Annotated in this window: 16 protein-coding genes and 1 tRNA gene; 10 read left to right on the forward strand and 7 right to left on the reverse strand. The window is 59.9% G+C overall.

Annotation, left to right across the window (positions count from 1 at the left end):
• Nucleotides 1-45: 45 nt before the first annotated feature.
• From BN77_RS06260 to BN77_RS06270, 3 genes are all read left to right on the forward strand, one after another.
• Nucleotides 46-585 (forward strand): sigma-70 family RNA polymerase sigma factor, encoded by a 540-nt coding sequence (locus tag BN77_RS06260; RefSeq protein WP_007529634.1) that lies wholly within the window; start codon nt 46-48, stop codon nt 583-585.
• Nucleotides 582-1301, forward strand: coding sequence for an anti-sigma factor (locus BN77_RS06265; protein WP_007529639.1), 720 nt, complete (start codon nt 582-584; stop codon nt 1299-1301). Before BN77_RS06260 ends, BN77_RS06265 begins: the two co-directional genes overlap by 4 nt.
• A gap of 125 nt (nt 1302-1426) precedes the next feature.
• On the forward strand, nt 1427-1984 hold the full coding sequence (locus tag BN77_RS06270; RefSeq protein WP_007529641.1) for a fasciclin domain-containing protein: 558 nt from the start codon (nt 1427-1429) through the stop codon (nt 1982-1984).
• Between the two features lie 45 nt (nt 1985-2029).
• Here the strand turns inward: BN77_RS06270 and yihA are convergent, their stop codons facing one another.
• From yihA to rpmH, 4 genes are all read right to left on the reverse strand, one after another.
• Nucleotides 2030-2689, reverse strand: a complete 660-nt coding sequence (gene yihA, locus BN77_RS06275; protein ID WP_007529643.1) for a ribosome biogenesis GTP-binding protein YihA/YsxC — start codon at nt 2687-2689, stop codon at nt 2030-2032.
• Nucleotides 2690-2829: 140 nt separating this feature from the next.
• Complete coding sequence (gene yidC / locus BN77_RS06280; RefSeq protein ID WP_007529645.1) at nt 2830-4617, reverse strand: membrane protein insertase YidC; 1788 nt, start codon at nt 4615-4617, stop codon at nt 2830-2832.
• Nucleotides 4617-5018, reverse strand: a complete 402-nt coding sequence (rnpA, locus tag BN77_RS06285; RefSeq protein ID WP_007529647.1) for a ribonuclease P protein component — start codon at nt 5016-5018, stop codon at nt 4617-4619. The genes yidC and rnpA overlap by 1 nt, the downstream gene beginning before the upstream one ends.
• 22 nt (nt 5019-5040) lie before the next feature.
• The gene (rpmH, locus tag BN77_RS06290; protein ID WP_016552555.1) at nt 5041-5175 is read right to left on the reverse strand and encodes a 50S ribosomal protein L34; all 135 of its coding nucleotides are present in this window, start codon (nt 5173-5175) and stop codon (nt 5041-5043) included.
• Nucleotides 5176-5621: 446 nt separating this feature from the next.
• Here rpmH and BN77_RS06295 point away from each other — a divergent pair, with 446 nt between their 5' ends.
• The 3 genes from BN77_RS06295 (at nt 5622) to BN77_RS06305 (ending at nt 9492) form a co-directional block, all read left to right on the forward strand.
• Nucleotides 5622-7622: a methyl-accepting chemotaxis protein gene (locus BN77_RS06295; RefSeq protein ID WP_208856427.1), complete on the forward strand. Its 2001-nt coding sequence runs from the start codon at nt 5622-5624 to the stop codon at nt 7620-7622.
• A 153-nt stretch (nt 7623-7775) separates the two neighbouring features.
• Nucleotides 7776-9293 carry a sensor histidine kinase gene (locus BN77_RS06300; protein ID WP_007529653.1) on the forward strand — a complete coding sequence of 506 codons (1518 nt, stop codon included), beginning with the start codon at nt 7776-7778 and terminating at the stop codon, nt 9291-9293.
• 122 nt (nt 9294-9415) lie between these two features.
• A tRNA-Arg gene (locus BN77_RS06305) sits at nt 9416-9492 on the forward strand.
• A gap of 146 nt (nt 9493-9638) precedes the next feature.
• On the opposite strand, the gene BN77_RS06310 is transcribed toward BN77_RS06305, so the two are convergent.
• The 3 genes from BN77_RS06310 to BN77_RS06320 all read right to left on the reverse strand — a co-directional run bounded on the left by BN77_RS06310 (nt 9639) and on the right by BN77_RS06320 (nt 13206).
• The gene (locus BN77_RS06310) at nt 9639-10649 is read right to left on the reverse strand and encodes a D-cysteine desulfhydrase family protein (RefSeq protein WP_007529654.1); all 1011 of its coding nucleotides are present in this window, start codon (nt 10647-10649) and stop codon (nt 9639-9641) included.
• Between the two features lie 226 nt (nt 10650-10875).
• Entirely contained in the window at nt 10876-12075 is a 1200-nt protein-coding gene (locus BN77_RS06315) for a succinylglutamate desuccinylase/aspartoacylase domain-containing protein (protein ID WP_007529655.1), read from the reverse strand.
• 447 nt (nt 12076-12522) lie between these two features.
• Entirely contained in the window at nt 12523-13206 is a 684-nt protein-coding gene (locus BN77_RS06320; RefSeq protein WP_007529656.1) for a GntR family transcriptional regulator, read from the reverse strand.
• 139 nt (nt 13207-13345) lie between these two features.
• Between BN77_RS06320 and BN77_RS06325 the strand changes: the two genes are divergently transcribed.
• The 4 genes from BN77_RS06325 (at nt 13346) to BN77_RS06340 (ending at nt 18490) form a co-directional block, all read left to right on the forward strand.
• A complete protein-coding gene (locus BN77_RS06325) occupies nt 13346-14119 on the forward strand; it encodes a LamB/YcsF family protein (protein WP_007529659.1) in 774 nt (257 codons plus the stop codon).
• Complete coding sequence (locus BN77_RS06330; protein WP_007529661.1) at nt 14112-15743, forward strand: 5-oxoprolinase subunit B/C family protein; 1632 nt, start codon at nt 14112-14114, stop codon at nt 15741-15743. The genes BN77_RS06325 and BN77_RS06330 overlap by 8 nt, the downstream gene beginning before the upstream one ends.
• Nucleotides 15744-15747: 4 nt before the next feature.
• The gene (locus BN77_RS06335; protein ID WP_007529669.1) at nt 15748-17457 is read left to right on the forward strand and encodes an acetyl/propionyl/methylcrotonyl-CoA carboxylase subunit alpha; all 1710 of its coding nucleotides are present in this window, start codon (nt 15748-15750) and stop codon (nt 17455-17457) included.
• A gap of 172 nt (nt 17458-17629) precedes the next feature.
• Entirely contained in the window at nt 17630-18490 is an 861-nt protein-coding gene (locus BN77_RS06340; protein ID WP_007529670.1) for an urea carboxylase-associated family protein, read from the forward strand.
• Nucleotides 18491-18586: the final 96 nt, after the last annotated feature.

Genomic DNA, 18586 nt, shown 5'->3' on the forward strand with positions numbered 1-18586 from the left:
GGCAAGTGAGTGCAGGACGACACAGCTGTCTCCAAGAGGCATGACATGACGGGCGACGAAATCGCGCATCTGATCAGCCAGGTTGCAATGGGCGATCGCAAGGCCTTTGCGATGCTATATCGCGAGACCGGCCCGAAACTCTTCTCCATCTGCTTGCGTATCTTGAAGGACAGAAGGGACGCCGAGGAAGCGCTTCAGGAGGTCTACGTCAAGATCTGGCAGCGCGCCGATGTGTTCGCCGCCGGGGCAGGCGCGCCTTCCTCCTGGCTCGCCGCAATTGCGCGCAATCAGGCGATAGACATCATGCGCGCGCGCAAGCCGATCGCCGACGAATTGGATAGCGGCTACGACCTCGCGGATGACGAACCCTCCCCCGAGATACAGACTGTGATCAAGGATGAAGGAAGGCGCATTGACACCTGCATGGAAGAGTTGGAAGCTGATCGGGCAATGGCGGTGAAGAGAGCTTACGTCGAAGGGCAGAGCTATCAGGAACTGGCCGATCAGTTTGGCGTCCCTTTGAACACGATGCGCACATGGCTGCGTCGCAGCCTCTTGAAACTGAGAGAGTGCATGGAACGATGACATCGCCGGATCAGAGCAAGGGGGGCCGCTCCCGCGACGAGGTACTCGCCGGTGAGTATGTTCTTGGTGTTCTTTCCTTCAAGGATCGGCGGGTGGTGGAAGAGCGTATGCGCCGCGACAGGCAATTTGCAGCTATTGTCAGCCGCTGGGAGACCAATCTTTCCGCTTTCAACGACGACTACGATGTCGTAAGCCCCGGCCAGGAAACGTTCAAGCAGATCGAAGCGCGGCTGTTCGGTTCGCCGGAAACAGCCCCGAGGCCGGCACGTGGTTTGTGGGCTTCCATCGTCTTCTGGCGCTGTCTTGCGCTTGTCTCATTGCTGATTACAGCAGGTGCGCTGACAATTGCGACAGTTGCTGTCGCGCCGCCTCAGGCCCAAGCACCGCTCGTGGCCGAGTTGACCACTTCCAGCAGCCAGGTCAACCTGCTGGCCTCCTATGAACGGCAGACCGGAAGATTGAGGATCGTGCCCGTCGCCACGGGCAAGCCTCAAGAAAAATCACTGGAGCTTTGGCTTGTTCCGGCAAGCGGTGCGCCAAGATCGCTTGGCGTGTTCCCTCCGGGTCAGGCAGGCGAATTGGTCATACCTGTCGATTTGCGCGGCAACATAGATGAGGGAGCAGCTCTTGCCGTCAGCCTCGAACCCTTCGGCGGTTCTCCGACCGGTCAGGTCACTGGGCCCATCGTGGCAAGCGGCACGACACATCGCCGCTGACCTTTTCTCACCAAGTTTGCGCTCTCGCTGAAACTCGCCGTCCAAGTCTCCCGTAGATCCTGATGTTCGCAAGCGAAAACCGGCATTCGGCCGGTCGTTTGCACGAACACCAAAGGAGAACCGCCATGATTAAATCCGCACTGCGCTTGAGCGCGCTTGCTGCTGCCGTTTCCGCATTTGCTTTCACTGCGCAGGCCAAGAACCCGATGGTCGGCGGAGCTGCTATGTATCCGACCAAGGATATTGTGCAAAATGCGATGAACTCCAAGGATCACACGACACTGGTTGCTGCCGTCAAGGCTGCCGGCCTCGTATCGACGCTCGAAGGCAAAGGTCCCTTTACCGTCTTCGCTCCCACCAATGAGGCCTTCGCGGAATTACCCGCTGGCACAGTCGATACGCTGCTGAAGCCGGAGAACAGGGCCAAGCTGACAAAGGTCCTGACCTGCCACGTCGTCGCCGCCGCCGCGATGGCCAAGACCGTCGCCAAGATGATCAAGGCCGATGGCGGCGAGCACGAGATTAAGACGGTCGGCGGCTGCGTGCTGAAGGCCAAGGAAAACATGGGCAAGATCACCCTCACCGATGAAAACGGTGACGTCGCCCACGTGACCATCGCTGACGTGAAGCAGTCCAACGGCGTCATCCACGTCGTTGACACGGTCCTGCTGCCGAAGATGTAAAAAAGTTCAGGCAGTCAACGAGGCGCCTTTTCCAGGGCGCCTCGATTATTTCCAGTTGGCGATGCCGACCGTCTGCGCGATGGCCTCGCGCAAATCATCGAGGCCTTCGCTCTTTTCAGATGACGTGGCGATGATCCCGGGATAAGCGGCCGGTCGCTTCTTGATCTTTTCCGTCGTGTCCGCAAGCAACTTGGTCACGGCCGGTGGCTTGATTTTGTCTGTCTTGGTCAGAACGATCTGGTAGGAGACGGCCGCCTTGTCGAGCAGATCGAGAACCTCATCATCGTTCTTTTTCACGCCGTGACGGCTGTCGATCAGCACATAGACGCGCTTCAGGGTCGCGCGCCCACGCAGGTAGTCGAAGACGAGTTTCGTCCAGGCGTCGACCTGATCCTTCGGCGCTTGCGCGTAACCGTAGCCTGGCATGTCGACCAGCGCCATTGGTGGCAGGTCGCCAGCTTCACCTGAATAGCCCTCCGGCACGAAGTAATTAAGCTCCTGTGTACGTCCCGGGGTATTGGACGTGCGCGCTAGCCCCTTGTGACTGACGAGCGCGTTGATCAGCGAAGACTTGCCGACGTTCGAGCGGCCGGCAAAGGCCACTTCCAGAGGTCCTTCCGGCGGCAGGAATTTCAGGGATGGAACGCCGCGGATAAAAGTCCAGGGACGCCCGAAGAGCGGCTTGTCGTTCTTGTTGTCGGTCATTCGGCCTTTTCCAATCCAAGTCCAGTGTGCCTTATGGCATTCAGGTTTCGGGCGATCTTGTCAACCGCCAGGCAGGCAGTCCGCCTAGAGGGGCCGCTATGCCGGCGCAAATGAAAAGCCCCGCCGAAGCGGGGCTATCATCATTTCTCTGTTGGAGCCGGCTTTCGTTTGAAGAGTCCCTTCAGATTGTCGAAGAGCTCGATCTTCACGCCGTGGCGTTTCATGATCACCGACTGCTGGATGACCGAGAGTGTGTTGTTCCATGCCCAGTAGATGACCAGACCAGCCGGGAAGCTCGCCAGCATGAAGGTGAAGACCAACGGCATCCAGTTGAAGATCATTGCCTGCGTCGGATCCGGCGGTGTCGGGTTCATGCGCATCTGCAGGAACATCGTCACACCCATGATCAGCGGCCAGACGCCTAGATGCAGGAAGGTCGGAGCCGCGAATGGCAACAGGCCGAAGAGGTTGATGAACGAGGTCGGATCGGGCGCTGAAAGATCTTGGATCCAGCCGAAGAACGGCGCGTGGCGCATCTCGATGGTGATGTAGATCACCTTGTAGAGCGAGAAGAAGATCGGGATCTGCAGCGCGATAGGCCAGCAGCCGGCGATCGGATTGATCTTCTCGTCTTTATAGAGCTGCATTGTCGCCTGCTGCAGGCCCATGCGGTCGTCGCCGAACTTGGCCTTCAACTCTTCCATCTTCGGCTGCACACGCTTCATGTTCGCCATCGAAGCGTATTGCTTGCTGGCGAGCGGGAAGAACAGCGCCTTGACAATGATGGTGGTCAGCAGGATCGCGACACCGAAGTTGCCAAAGTAATGGAAGAAGAAGTCCATCAGCCTGAACATCGGCTTCGTCAGGAAGTAGAACCAGCCCCAGTCGATCAGGCGGTCGAAGCGCGGGATCTGATAGGTTTCTTTGTAGCTGTCGATGACAGGAACAACCTTGGCGCCGGCAAAGATCAGGTTCTTGATCTCGGTCGACTGGCCGGGCGCGACGGTCACGGCGTTTTGCTTGTAGTCTGCCTGGAAGCGCGGCTGTCCATCGGTGAAATGGCTGAAGCGGGCGTCGAAGGCAGTCTGCTGCGGGGGAATGAGCGTCGCGGCCCAGTATTTATCTGTGATGCCAAGCCAGCCACCGGTTGCGTTCGCCATATGGACGGCTTCTTTTTCCACGGCGGTATACTTGCTTTCGACAAGCCCATTGTCGCCAATAACGCCGATGAAGCCTTCATGCAGCACGTAGGTGGAGGCTACAGCCGGCTTGTTGTAGCGCGTGATGCGGCCATAGCCCGAAAGCGCAACCGGAGCCTGACCGGCATTGGTGATCTTGTCCGTGACGGTGAACATGTAGTTTTCGTCGACGGAAATGGTACGAGCGAAAGTCACACCCTTGTCATTGGTGTAGGTCAGTGTGACCGGGGTCTTTTCGGTCAGCTTTGCGTCCGCTGGCGCCGTCCAGAGCGTCGAGGGACCCGGAACACTGCCAGTCGCGTCGCCGCCGATATAGCCGAGTTCGGCAAAATAACCGTCCTTCGTTTCTGAAGGGCTGAGCAGTGTGATGATGGGGCTGTTTTGGTCGACTGTCTCGCGGTAGCGCTTGAGACGGAGATCGTCGAGGCGGGCGCCGACAAGGTTGATCGAGCCGGAAAGTGCCTGCGTATCGATCGTGATGCGCGGGTTCTTCGCAAGAGCATCCGCAATCGATGCCACAGCCGGAACCTGCCCGGTAGGAGCCGCGCCGTTCGGCTGTGCCGTCGTCGTTCCGCCGGCGGTTTGCGTCTGCTCGGTGTGCTGCGCTTTCTGCGCCAGCTCGGCCTTACGCTGCGCCTCGATGCGCGGATTCATATAGAAGAATTGCCAGCCGAGAACGATCAGCACCGAGAGAGCGATCGCAATGAAGTAATTGCGGTTGTTTTGCATCATACGTTCCTGGGGCGGCCGTCTCCGGACCGCTTGTGTTTCGGCTTGGTTGCGACGCGAGTTTTGAGCTCTGCGGCTAATTCCTTGAAGGATGCTTTCAGCACGTCCCTTCGCGCGACAACCACATAGTCGTGTCCGGGCTGCATTGCAAATCCTGCATGAAGTCGCACCGCCTCTTTCAGCCGCCGCCGCATGCGGTTTCGCTCAACTGCATTGCCTTGTTTTTTGGTGACCGTGAAGCCGACGCGGGCTTCGGTCTCGGGTTCGTTCCGGTCGAGCACTTCGAGCAGGAAGAAACTACCCTTGCGCTTTTCGCCCTGGCGAACAGCAAGAAACTGCGGGCGGCTTTTTAGCCGCCCGGCAGTCATTTTCTTATTATTGGTCGTCAATTCGCCCGCCATCTCTTATCGGGCAATTCCGGCCTTAGGCCGAAAGACGCTTGCGACCGCGTGCGCGGCGAGCAACGATTACCTTACGGCCGCCCTTGGTGGCCATACGTGCACGGAAACCGTGGCGGCGCTTGCGAACAAGCTTGGATGGTTGGTAGGTACGCTTCATTTATTTAAACACCGCGGAGTGCGGCCCTTCTTGAATTTGCATATATTGCAAGGAGCGTTGTTTTTCGAACGGGCGAGGCTAACGAAAGCCTTATATGACCGGACGTGCCGCGGCTTATACGGATGAAGGCTGCCAAAGTCAATTATCGCTCGGAATTTCCGACTTTCACGCTGAAGTACAGGATTTTGCAAAGCGCATTAAGGTTTGTGACGACAGGTTATTTGCTGCACCTGCGTAATATTTTTCCTTGCTCGCAACTGCCGCGCGCACTCTTCCGACGATCTAGCGCTTTCGGCGCAAAAAAAGAAACGGCGACGACTAAGTACAGGTAATTTTTTGTAGTGACGCGGCCGAGTGCCCGAAAGCTGGCATTAATTTATTTCGGCCAATTTTAGCTGTCGGCCGGAATGCTTTCCCGGCTTGTGATTAGTCTTGGGAGGCTTCTTTTGAAAATTCGAGGTAAGATCAATCTGCTTGTCTGCGCCATGTGTGGCGTTGCGCTTCTGATCGGGGCAACGGCATTATGGGCCGTCTATCAGTACGACGAGAATCTGTCGGCATACGGAGATGCGTCCGATCGCGCCTACGCCGGCGAGCGCCTCAACCGCTTCGTGACGGCTACGGTAATGGAGGCGCGCGGAATCTATAACGCGCAGTCGACAAAAGAGGCCTCAAACTTTGCCAAGGCACTGCTGAGCGATCTCGACCAGATCGACAAGGTAATCGCCTCTTGGGCGCCGCTGGTTCCGGAGAGCCAGAAGGATGCCTTTGTGAAGATGACTGAGCGCGCAAAGGAATTCCGGACATTCCGCGCCGAAACGGCGCGCCTCGGTACGGAAGTGAGCCCCCAGGCTGCCGACGAGCAGGGTAACAATGACGCCAACCGTGCCAATCGCAAGGCTTTCCAGGCGGAGATCGATGCGATCGTCGCCACGGACAAGGCGACGCTGGATGCCGTCAATGCGCAGGTCGAAAGCTCTCGCGCCTCGGTTCTGTGGTTAGTGATTGCGATCACCGGTATCGGCATTGTGGCCGGTGTCAGCATGGGGTTCTACATCGGCACGATTCAGCTCAGCCGCCCGATCAAAAAGGTGACGGATGCGATCAAGCAAGTGGCGGATGGCAACTTTGAGGCGGAAGTGCCTTTCGCCGGTCGCCAGGATGAAATCGGCGACATGGCTGCCGCCGTTGCCGTCTTCAAGGAAAATGGTCTCGCCGTTCGCCGCATGAATGCGCAGGAAGCTGCCATGCGTGCGAAGAGCGACGATCTGCAGTCAAGCATGTCCGTTGTCGTTGCATCTGCAGCTGCGGGCGATTTCAGCCGCCGCATCGAAAAGGACTACGGTGACGAAAGCCTCAATCAGTTTGCCAGCAACATCAACCATCTGCTGTCAAGCATCGATACAGGTGTCGGCGAAACGCGCCGCGTGATCGCAAGCCTGGCTGAGGGCGATCTGACACAGACGATGCGCGGCACCTTCCAGGGTGCCTTTGCCGAGCTGCAGCAGAACGTCAACAGCACCTTCGCGACGCTGCAGACGACGATGCGCGAGGTGCGTGAAACGGCTGAAGGCTTCCACGGCAACACCAACGAGTTGCGCGCCGCCAGCGACGACCTCTCCAAGCGTACCGAGCAGCAGGCTGCCGCCCTCGAAGAAACCTCGGCGGCCCTCGACGAGATCACTGCGGTGGTCAACAACTCGACCGAGCGTGCCCAGGAAGCCAGTGTCATGGTCTCAGAGGCGAAGGACGATGCCGGCAAGTCGGGCGTTGTTGTCCGGAATGCCGTCGACGCCATGGGCCGCATCGAGCAGGCCTCGCGCGAAATCAGCCAGATCATCAACGTCATCGATGAGATCGCCTTCCAGACGAATCTGCTTGCCCTCAACGCCGGTGTTGAAGCCGCGCGTGCCGGCGAGGCAGGCAAGGGGTTCGCCGTCGTCGCCCAGGAAGTCCGCGAACTGGCGCAGCGCTCGGCAACAGCTGCGAAGGATATCAAGGGCCTGATCACCAAGTCGGGCGATGAAGTGCAGGTCGGTGTGAAGCTGGTCCAGGCGACCGGTGAGGCGCTGGCCCAGATCGAACGCCGCGTCAACGCGATCAACGACCATATTCACTCGATCGCGACCGCAGCGAAGGAACAGTCTACGGGCCTTAAGGAAGTCAATACGGCCGTCAATCAGATGGATCAGGTAACGCAGCAGAACGCCGCCATGGTCGAGGAAACCTCGGCAGCGACGCACAAGCTCTCCGGCGAGGCCGACAGTCTCGTCCGCCTCATCTCGCGCTTCAAGGTCTCGAACGCGCCAGCTGCGACCCCGGTCGCCGTTGCTCGCCATCAGGAGCATCGTCCGGTGACGTCGCCGGCTCGTCGCGCCATGAGCACTGTCGCGCGAGCGTTTAGCGGCAATGCCGCCGTCGCCGAACCGAATTGGGAAGAGTTCTGATCACCCGTGATCCTTTCGATCGACCGGAACGCCGCCCCAGGGGCGGCGTTCCTTTTGTCGTAAATGGCGTTGCTCGCAAAGATTTGAAAGCCGACCGTCATCGTCTAATATAGAACGCGCAAGAGGCGCTGGGCGCGAAACGGACGAGACACCATGCAAGCGCACGATCAAGGCGACAATCTTCTCCCAGGCGGTGCTGCAGGGAGCGAGGCCGACAAGGCGGAACAGCGCCCGTGCGGGAAGTTCGGCGGGCTTTCCGGCAAGTTGCTATGGCTGACGGTTGTTTGCATCATGCTCGCCGAAGTGCTGATTTTCTTTCCGTCGGTCGCCAGCATGCGCCTGCGTTGGCTGGACGAGAGGTTGAACGCAGCGGCCGCGGCGGCGATCGTAATCGATGGCCTGCAGCCGGTGGAGCTGCCCCGTGCGCTGCAGAAGGAGACACTGGAAGCGACCGGCACCAAAGCGATCGTGCTGCGGAAAGAGGGGACCTCGCGTTTGCTTGCGACGACCGACATGCCGACCTCCGTCGATGAACAGTATGATCTGACCGACGTGCCGCCTGTGATCGCGATTCGTGATGCGCTCGATACGATGATTTTCGGCGGCAATCGCATGATCCGCGTCTATGGCCCGGTCCAGGATACCAATACCGGCGTCGAAGTTGTGATGAAGGACAAGCACCTTCGCAATGCGATGCTTGTTTATTCCCGCAATGTCTTTCTGCTGTCGATTCTGATTTCTCTCTTTACTGCGACGCTGGTGTTCTTCGCGATAAATCGCATCCTGATCCGGCCGATTCGCAAACTGACCGGCAGCATGCAGCAATTTTCTTCTGATCCCGAAAATCCGCAGAATGTCTTTGTTGGCGATGGCGGACGCGATGAGCTTGCGGTGGCCGGCCGGCATCTGGCCTCAATGCAGACGGAATTGCAAAAGACGCTGAAGCAGCAGAAGAACCTGGCTGCGCTTGGCCTCGCCGTTTCGAAGATCAATCACGACATGCGCAACATTCTTGCCTCGGCGCAGCTGATGTCCGACCGTCTCGTGGATGTCAATGATCCCATGGTGAAGGCATTCGCACCAAAGCTGCTGCGCACCATCGACCGCGCCGTCGGCTATACGACCGAGGTATTGTCATATGGCCAAGCAACTGAAGCAGCGCCTCGCAGGCGCCGCATCCGGCTTTATGACCTAACACAGGACGTGAAGGACATGTTGGCGATCGATGCTCAAAGCGGCATTGAGTTCATCGACCAGATGGCGCCCGAGCTCGAGGTAGACGCTGACAGCGAGCAACTGTTTCGTGTCATCCACAATCTCTGCCGCAACGCCTTGCAGGCGCTGAGCGCCGTCGGGCGGACGTTGGATGGTGGCAAGCGAATCACGGTTTCGGCCCAGCGAGTCGGCAGCGTCGTCAGCATCATCGTTGATGACACTGGACCCGGCATGCCGCAAAAGGCCAGGCAGAATCTCTTCGCTGCCTTCCGTGGCTCTGCCCGCTCCGGCGGCACGGGCCTGGGGCTGGTGATTGCCCGCGAGCTGGTGCTTGCCCATGGCGGCACGATCGCGCTTGTGGAAAAGCCATCGGTCGGGACGCAGTTCCGCATCGAGATCCCGGATCGTCCGGTATCCCTGGATGATTACCGCGGCCGCACGCTCCACGAAAAGTGATTGATTTTGCGCATTTCGGTTCTGCATCACCAAAGTCGCGATTTTTTCAGAAAGCCTATTGCAATCCCTCAAAGGACCCTTTAGAGAACCGCCCACGCAAGCGGTTCGGCCGCTTCCGGCACGCACCCGTAGCTCAGCTGGATAGAGCACCAGACTACGAATCTGGGGGTCAGGAGTTCGAATCTCTTCGGGTGCGCCATTTACCTCCACCAATCCATAACAGAACTAAGCACCGTATGGATGGCTGGTCTCCTGCGTCCGATATCCTACCCAAAGCTGGGAATGGACCATTAGACGGCTGGCAACGCTCACAGAGCTGCTGCGAGAGCTCTGCCAAGGAAGCGACTACAACGGAGCGTGCTTGGCGTAGGCCTCATCGTAAGCGAACAATGCTGGCGCACCGCCAGTGTGAATGAACAGAACCTCATCCGACGGCTTGAAGGTTCCCGCCTCGATTCGGCTGAAGAGAGCCGCCATCGCCTTCGAAGTGTAGACCGGGTCGAGGAGGATGCCCTCGGACCTCGCGCATTGGACGACGGCCTTCGTCGAAGAGTCGTTCGGAAGCCCGTAGCCTGGAAGGTACATGCTGTCGTCGAGTTCGATGGCATCCGTGGTTTCAGATTCATGGATCCCGATCAGGGGAGCGACATTTGAGACCAACTGCTCGATAAGAGGACGTTGCACCGCTTTGGACCGTGAGATTGTCGCGCCGACCAGCTTCGCCGTCGAGCCGGTGAGTTTGAGGCCGGCAAGAAGCCCCGCATGCGTACCACCTGATCCTGACACGACGAAGATATGGCTGAACGCCTTTCCGAGTTTCCGTTCCTGCTCCGCGATTTCCACGGCGCAGGTCACGTAGCCCAGGCACCCGATCGCATTCGACCCTCCCAGCGGCACGACGTACGGCGTAAGCCCTTGCGCCCGCAACGACGCCGCATGGGCCTCCACCGCGTCGGAGAGCGTATCATTGCATCCGACCTGCACGATCTCCGCACCGACCAGCCGATCCAGAAGCAGGTTCGCCGAGTTGTGGTAGGTCTCGGAACGCCCGGGGACTTCGTTCTTTAGGACCAAATGGCACCTCAGGCCAAGCTTGGCCGCCACCGCCGCAGTCAAGCGGGCATGGTTCGATTGCAAGGCTCCAGACGTGACCACGATGTCGCATCCTTTCGCCAACGCGTCTCCCATTAGATATTCGAGCTTCCGCAGCTTGTTGCCGCCCATGGCGATGCTCCCGAAATCATCCCGCTTGATGGAGATCCGCGGGCCACCGTAAGCGGCGGATAGGCGGTCGAGTGTCTCGATCGGCGTTGGCCATTGGGACAGTATCTGCCGTGGGTGTGCGTCGAGCGGCATCGGGTTGGAACCTCGCTGGGTATAAGGCAGTAAAATCATTTGGAACGTACAGAGTTATGCAGAGCGCGTATATAGACCGCGGCTGGGTGGAGAGCTCGGTACGCGGCCAAGTTAGGAAAAGGCACACCGACTAGGCCGGGCTTCTCTGACTGATCGCCACAATTTTTGGCCTACGCAGTTCCGTCATACAGGCGCTAGTGACGCCAAATGATTTTGTGCTTGGCGCCTATTCGGGATAGGACTCCGCGCCCTCCGACGGCGCCTTGTGGAAGAGGATGAATACCAGGGGGTTGCCGGGCTCGGCCATTGCATCGCTGCGCTGGCCCGTTATCTCTCCGGCCACGCCGCTTGTATACTCCGCGACCACTTCGCCAAAGCTGTTGCGTTGAACGGCCACCTTCTGTCCGGGTTCGACTTTGTCGTTGAGCTTGACCAAATGCTCGACGATCCCGCCCTGGGTTGCCAGGATCGGGAAGGCACTGTTGCCGACGAAAACACTCACATCCTTGCCTGTCCGACCCATCGGCCCAGCAACGATACCGTAATGCTTGAGGACGTTCATCGTCCCTTCCACGAACAGTGGGATCATCTCGAGGTCCAGAACGCGGGCAGCGCCGATCTCCGGCGTGAAGGACGGGATGCCAGCGTCCATGAACGCATTGTGCAGGACGCCGGGATAGACATGGTTGTCGAAGATCTGGCCGACCGGATAGAGTTCCATCATCGCCTTGACCTCGGGCACATCCATACCGCCAATATTGAATGCGGTGACTTCGAATCCAGTTGTTCCGGTGTGAAAGTCGATCGCGAAGTCGGCGTTCGGGCGCAGCAGCCGGTTGAACAACAGACCGGCGTGTCGGCTGGGCGCGGTGGCGCCGTTCTCGTTGCCAGGCCATTCCCGATTCATGTCGATCAGGTCGAGGCCTCTGCCCTGATTGGGCCATCTGCGCTGCATGCCTTCAATGGCCGGGCGTGCCACGTCGGTCACCGCCATGACAGTACCCGACATCTGCGCCGGATCAAGCTGGTTCATCACGGTCTGGACTGTGTGAATGTTGCTCATTTCGTCGCCATGTACACCGCTGGTCAGAATGCCGCGCTTACCTGGCCTCGCCCCCTTTGCAACCGTCACGGACACGTACCAGTGCTGCCCCGTAGGCATTTGCGCACCCTGAAAATACAGGAAGTGCCTCAGCCCCGGCTCGAGGTCGTGGACGTCGAGCGCGCTGACGACCTTTTTTCCCCGGATGACATCGCCGGTATAGAGCGTTCCTGTTCCTGATGCAGGCTGCGCAGCGGGTGTCGCTGCGCCCTGAGCATTCCCAGAACCAGCGCTGACGGCGAGGGCAGCCGAAGCGCCGACCGTGGCAATAGATGCGAGTATGAGATCGCGGCGATCAATGCCTTTCTTCGATGTGTCCGACATGAGGCAGGCCCCTTTGCGATTTGAAAGGCTACGTTAGAACACGGCATGCAAAGCGGCCATGAAAATTCCGCGCGACTCCAAACGACGGGTTTCCTCAAAGACGGCCACTTCTATGGTGGGTGATCATGCCGGCTGTTGGACGGCGCAGTTTTGGAGCTGATGCACCCTTCATTTTCCGGGGCGAAGTCCTCCGTTGCGATCATTCCGATGAATGCTGCCAGTTCGGCCTTTTCAGGGGACGTTGAGCGCATAGCAGGGCATCCTGATCTTGCAGCCGGAACAAGATGGGTCCGCCCATTGGGCGGCCGGCCCCCATCACCAAATCCGTCTCGACGCCGGCATTCCCCGCGAAGGTATGGTTGCGACGCGTGGAACGCTCTGCGGTAGAACTTGTCCTAGTGCAGTATCGCGCAGAAGGAGGGAGGTGGGCAGGCAGGCGAGTGAATTTCAGCTGGACGGTTGGCCTTTTATTCTCTCCCGCTGCAGTGCGCCCAAAACGGCTCTTTCCGATTTCAGGAGGTAGGACTCCAGTTGCGAAATCGCGTCGGGTATTTTCCTCGCTTCCAGCAAAGAAACAAGCGCGGTATTCAGCGCGATGTAGGGTTCGTGCAAGTGAGCCGTGTCGTTCAACTGTCCGAAGACCAGCCTAAGTTCGGCCAGAACGAGGTCGAATGAGGCGCTTAGGCGCGGGCTGTCACAAAGCTCGACCATGGTGCGATGAAACTCCATGTTAAGGGTACCTACCCGTTGCCAGTCACCGTCTCTGCGTGCCGCCTCCGCCTGTTCGACAAGGTCGCGCATGCGCGCCAGCGCCGGATGTCCTGGGGTTGCGGCTAGCACCGCGCCTCTCTGAATCACGTGGCGAACTCGATAGATGTCAAGGACGGCCGCCTCGCCCGGAGCGACAACGAACGCACCACGATTGGGGATCTGCTCGAGCAGGCCCTGGCTGCTCAGCAGCCGGAAGGCTTCGCGCAGAGTATTGCGGGAAATGCCGAACTGTGCGGCGATCTGCTGCTCCGACAGCTTCTCGCGTGGCTCGAAAGCGCCATCGATCAGCATTTCCCTGATCGTGGTCGCAACTTGCGTGGCGAGCGATTGATCGTCGGCCTTGGACCTCGCGTCAGGCATGGAATACCTTGTCAAATCTCGTTTCACTGGGTGCTGGCGACGCTTTTCGAGCCGCCCACGATTTTTATATTGTTGAACAATCTGTAATAGGTTATTCAACAATAATTGGGGTGGCGAAATTGTTCAATGGGTGTGCGACATGGCAAGCATCGATCTCAACAGCGATTTGGGCGAAAGCTTCGGCCCCTGGCATATGGGTGACGATGCCGCAATGCTTCAGATTGTCACCAGCGCCAACATAGCCTGCGGTTTTCACGCCGGAGACCCGGCGGGAATCCTTACGGTGCTTCGCGAGGCAGCGCGCCGCGGGGTGGCGGTGGGCGCTCATGTCGGTTACCGCGACCTCGTGGGTTTCGGCCGCCGCAACATGGATCCATCCAGCGCCGAGCTCATCGGCGATACTATTTACCAGATCGGGGCCTTGCAGGGTCTCGCCCGCGCCGCAGGCACGTCGGTGCGTTATGTCAAGCCGCACGGCGCGCTTTATAATACCATCGCTCAGGACGCCCGGCAGGCGGCCGACGTGATCACGGGGATTAAGGCCGTCGATGCTTCCCTGGTACTGATGGCGCTGGCAGGGGCGCCGATCGTGGCGCAGGCTCGGGAAGCCGGCCTGACGGTGGTGTGCGAAGCCTTTGCCGACCGCGCCTACAATGCTGATGGGAGCTTGGTCAGCCGCCGGCTGCCGGGGTCGGTGATCCACGATCCGGCCGTAGTTGCCGAGCGGATGCTGCGAATGGTTATCGAAGGGCGCGTCATCGCTATCGACGGCAGCGACGTTGCGCTGGAGGCGCATTCGATCTGTATTCATGGCGACACGCCCGCCGCCGTTGTCATCGCCCGTACCCTGCGCGAGACACTGGAGGCGCGCGGTGTCGAGCCGAAGTCTTTTATCGACGTGCGTCATGGCTGAGCACCTGCGTTTTCTGCCAGCCGGCAGCGGCTGTGTCCTCGTCGAGCTCGACGACCTGGGGACAACCTTGACCTTGCTCGACACGCTCCTTGCTGACCCGCCGGAAGGAATGGTTGAGGCAATTCCCGCCGCCCGAACCGTAATGATCCGGTTTGATCCGTCTCTTACTGACCGCGCGCGACTGACAGCTCTCCTGTCTCGGTTCGACTTGACGAAACGCAGTTCGCGCCAAGGTGAATCGTTCGAAATCCCGGTGACTTACAATGGCGAGGATCTCGGCGACGTGGCCGACTTCCTTGGCTGGTCAATCGAAGAGGTGATTCGCCGCCACACGGAAGCCACCTATACCGTCGCATTCACCGGTTTCGCTCCTGGCTTTGCTTACATGACCTGCGACGATCCCGGCTTTGATTTGCCGCGGCGTAAGAGCCCGCGCGTGCGCATTCCCGCGGGATCGGTTGCGGTGGCAGGGAAATTCGGCGGCATCTATCCTTCCGACAGTCCTGGTGGCTGGCAGTTGCTGGGGACCACGCCACTGAAGATGTGGGACCCGACACGCGCACGGGCCGCCTTGTTGGCACCCGGCGATCGTGTGCACTTTCGCGACATGGCAAAGGGCGGGAGCGTTCACGCGACAAGGCTGCGGACAGCGAAGCCGGTAATTGCAAAGTGCTTGGAGGGATTGATCGTAACCCGCGCAGACCGGCCCGCGCTCTACCAGGACCTCGGGCGACCCGGGCGCGCAAGCCAGGGCGTGGCGGCATCGGGTGCGCTCGACCGGGCCGCCGCAAAAATGGCCAACGCCTGCCTCGGCAATCCTCGCGAGACCCCGGTCGTTGAAGTGGCCTTGGGAGGATTTGCCCTTAGGACAGATCGCGCGGCGACCATGGCCGTGACTGGCGCGCCTTGCCCACTCATGATCCGGGCAGCCGACGGACGGGAAATTTCAGCACCGTTCGCTCGCCCCTTTGCACTCGATGTCGGAGACGAGCTGATCCTCGGCATCCCGCCTGAAGGAATGCGCAGTTATGTCGCTCTGCGCGGCGGCTTTCTGGCAGAAGCAGTGCTCGGATCCGCCGCCACAGATACGTTGGCTAAAATCGGCCCCGAAGCCATTCACGCGGGAAGCGTTCTCGTTCCGGCAAACCAGCCGGCTGGAGCTGTCGATGTCGCCCCGCCGGAACCGCCGCGCCTCCCGCGTGCAGGCGATTTGGTAACGCTCGACGTCCTCCTCGGACCGAGAACCGACTGGTTCACTCAGACGGGCGTCGAAACCTTGAGTTCGCAGGAGTGGGACGTGACGCCTGAATCGAGCCGTGTCGGCATGAGGCTGTCGGGCCCTTGTTCGATAGAGCGGCGCGATCAGGCGGAATTGCTGTCCGAGGCGACTCCGCTTGGCGCGATTCAGGTGCCGCACAATGGCCAGCCAGTCCTTTTCCTCGCCGATCACCCCTTAACCGGCGGTTACCCTGTCATCGCCGTTGTGGCACGGCACCATATGGATCTGGCCGGCCAGATCGCGATCGGCGCACGCATCCGCTTCAACCCCATCGCCGCATTTGATCCCTACGAGACGGTATCCCGACCGTATGCTGCGTCCGCTGTCGACCAACAGGAAGACTGATCCGATGAAAAAGCTTCTCATCGCCAATCGTGGCGAGATCGCCATCCGCATTATGCGCGCCGCGCGTGACTACGGCGCTGTTTCTGTTGGTATTTATTCGGATGCTGATGCAAGCTCATTGCACGCAGAACTCGCCGACGAGGCCTATGGCCTCGGCCCTGGCCGTCCTGCCGAAACTTACTTGAACATCAATAAGATCTTGGAGGTCGCCCGCCGTTCAGGGGCTGATGCGGTCCATCCCGGCTACGGCTTCCTATCCGAACGCGCAGAATTCGCGAAGGCTGTGATCGACGCCGGATTGATCTGGGTCGGCCCGGCACCGGAGGTCATCACGGCACTCGGCGACAAGGTGGAGGCGCGGCGTATCGCCGAAAAGGTGGGGGCTCCGCTGGTCAAGGGATCAAACGGCCCGCTTTCGTCGGCCGCCGAGGCCGTTGCCTTTGCACGTGAGACCGGCCTGCCGCTCGCCATCAAGGCTGCCTTTGGCGGTGGAGGACGTGGTATGAAGGTCGCGCACCGTCTCGAGGAGGTCGGTGAGCTGTTTGAATCCGCCGTGCGTGAGGCAACCGAGGCTTTTGGCCGCGGCGAGTGCTATGCCGAGCAATTTCTCCATAAACCGCGCCATATCGAGGCCCAGGTGATTGCCGACAGCCACGGCAATACCGTGGTTCTCGGCACGCGCGATTGCTCGCTGCAGCGTCGCAATCAGAAACTTGTCGAGGAAGCTCCCGCGCCCTTCATCACTGAGGAACAGCGCAACCGCATCCACGAAGCTGCCCGCGCGATTTGCGTCGAAGCCGGCTATACCGGAGCCGGAACAGTCGAGTTCCTATTGTCTCAGGACGGGGTGATTTCGTTTCTTGAGGTCAACACTCGCCTCCAGGTCGAACATCCGGTGACCGAGGAAACGACGGGCCTCGACATCGTGACGGAGCAGCTGCGCGTGGCCGATGGCCTCCCACTCTCTGTCGTGCGGACGCCGGAGCCGCGTGGCCATGCTTTCGAGTTCCGTATCAACGCTGAGGATCCCGGCCGAGGTTTTCTTCCCACGCCCGGCTTGATCACGCACTTTCGCGCGCCTTCTGGGCCGGGCGTACGTCTGGATTCAGGCGTCGAAACGGGATCGGAAATCCCGGGCCTTTACGACTCCATGATGGCAAAGCTCATCGTCACTGGGGCGACGCGTCAGGAGGCCCTTGTCCGCGCACGGCGCGCACTTGCAGAGTTTCGCATCGAGGGTGTCGCCTCCGTCCTGCCTTTCCACCGCGCGGTTCTCGATGAACGGGACTTCACGGGGGAGGATGGCTTCAAGGTGTTTACGAATTGGATCGAGACGGCCTTTCGCGGCATTGCGCCGTCGCCGCGCGTCGATCCGGTCGATGGCAGCCTCCTGCGCAGCTTCATCGAGATTGACGGAAAGCGCCACGAACTTGGCTTGCCGGCAACATTGTTCTCGAGCCCCAGTGTGCAGAAGCCTGCGGTCGCCAGTGTACCTAAGACCGATGATGGCACCCTGACCGCACCGATTCCCGGCACGTTGCGGCAATGGCTGGTGGAGGACGGCGCTGAAGTCACGAAGGGCGAGTCCGTAGTAGTTATGGAGGCAATGAAAATGGAAACCCGCCTCACCGCCCCCAGGACCGGGCGGATCAGCCTGCTTGTCGAAACCGGCGCAATCGTCGGAATCGGCGCTGGGTTGGCGATCATACGCTGAGCATGAGGCCGGCGGGATCAGGGGGTTCCGCAGCTCTCCGCAAACAAGGGAGCGGCGGACGATTATCCCGGGTGTTCGAGCAACACGTGCAGGAACTGGATCGCGCCATTCCGGAGATGGCGCATAGCCAAGGTCTCCTGACGAATGATCTAGGATACGGAGAAGAACAGGAATGAAGCCCAAGCCTACAACGAATGCCCCCCAGGATGCGGCCGCCCGCAGGGCGATCCAACCCGTGATCTGCTATCCGGTCGAGACGCTGCCGCGTCCCGATCTTTCGGCCTACCGCGCCCTGCGCAACGATCTCGAGCTCGTCGATCGCATCACGGTTCCCGCGCGAGACGCAGCCTGTTGGTCGGTTCCCGCCGGACACTTCTGCCGCATCCTTTGCATTGAGGGAGCGCAGGTGGGCGATCTAAACCTTTTCAACGCCAACAATCTCGCCGAGCGTCTTTACACCGGCAAGACCCGGGCGCTCAACGGCACCCATGTCGGCCTCGGCGACCAGTTGTTCTCGAACATGCCCTACCTGCGCCCAATCGCGACCATCACGCACGACACGCTCGACTGGTACGGTTTCGACGAATTCGGCGGCTCAGTGCACGACGTGATCGGTACGCGCTGCGATCCCTATACCAACAACCTCCTGAGCCATGGGGGTCAATATCATCATTGCTGCCACTCCAACCTCACACGCGCCCTTGCAACGCAGACAGGCAAATCGCTGGTCGAGGCCGAAGGTCACATCCATGATGTCCTGAACGTGTTTATGTGCACGGGTTTCACCCGCGAAACCGGCCAGTATTTTATGAAGGCCAGCCCTGTCCGGCCGGGGGACTACCTGGAGTTCTTCGCCGAAATCGATCTTCTCGGCTGCATGTCGGCCTGCCCCGGCGGAGACTGCTCTTCGGAGCATTCGTCGGATGCAGCAGCCTGCCACCCTCTTGAAGTGGAAGTGTACAGGTCAGCGCACCTGCCGGAGAACTGGCGTCCGCCGCAGCTGAACGGCTACGACCGTTCGCACGGCGTCTGAGGAGCAAGAGCCTCTGCCTCCGTCCAGGCGTCACATGGCCGGGGCATTGGGCAGCCATGAGTAGCCTAGTGGTTGCCGATCTTGAAGGCGTACGAG

This window comes from Rhizobium mesoamericanum STM3625 (genome assembly GCF_000312665.1).
Lineage (GTDB): Bacteria > Pseudomonadota > Alphaproteobacteria > Rhizobiales > Rhizobiaceae > Rhizobium > Rhizobium mesoamericanum.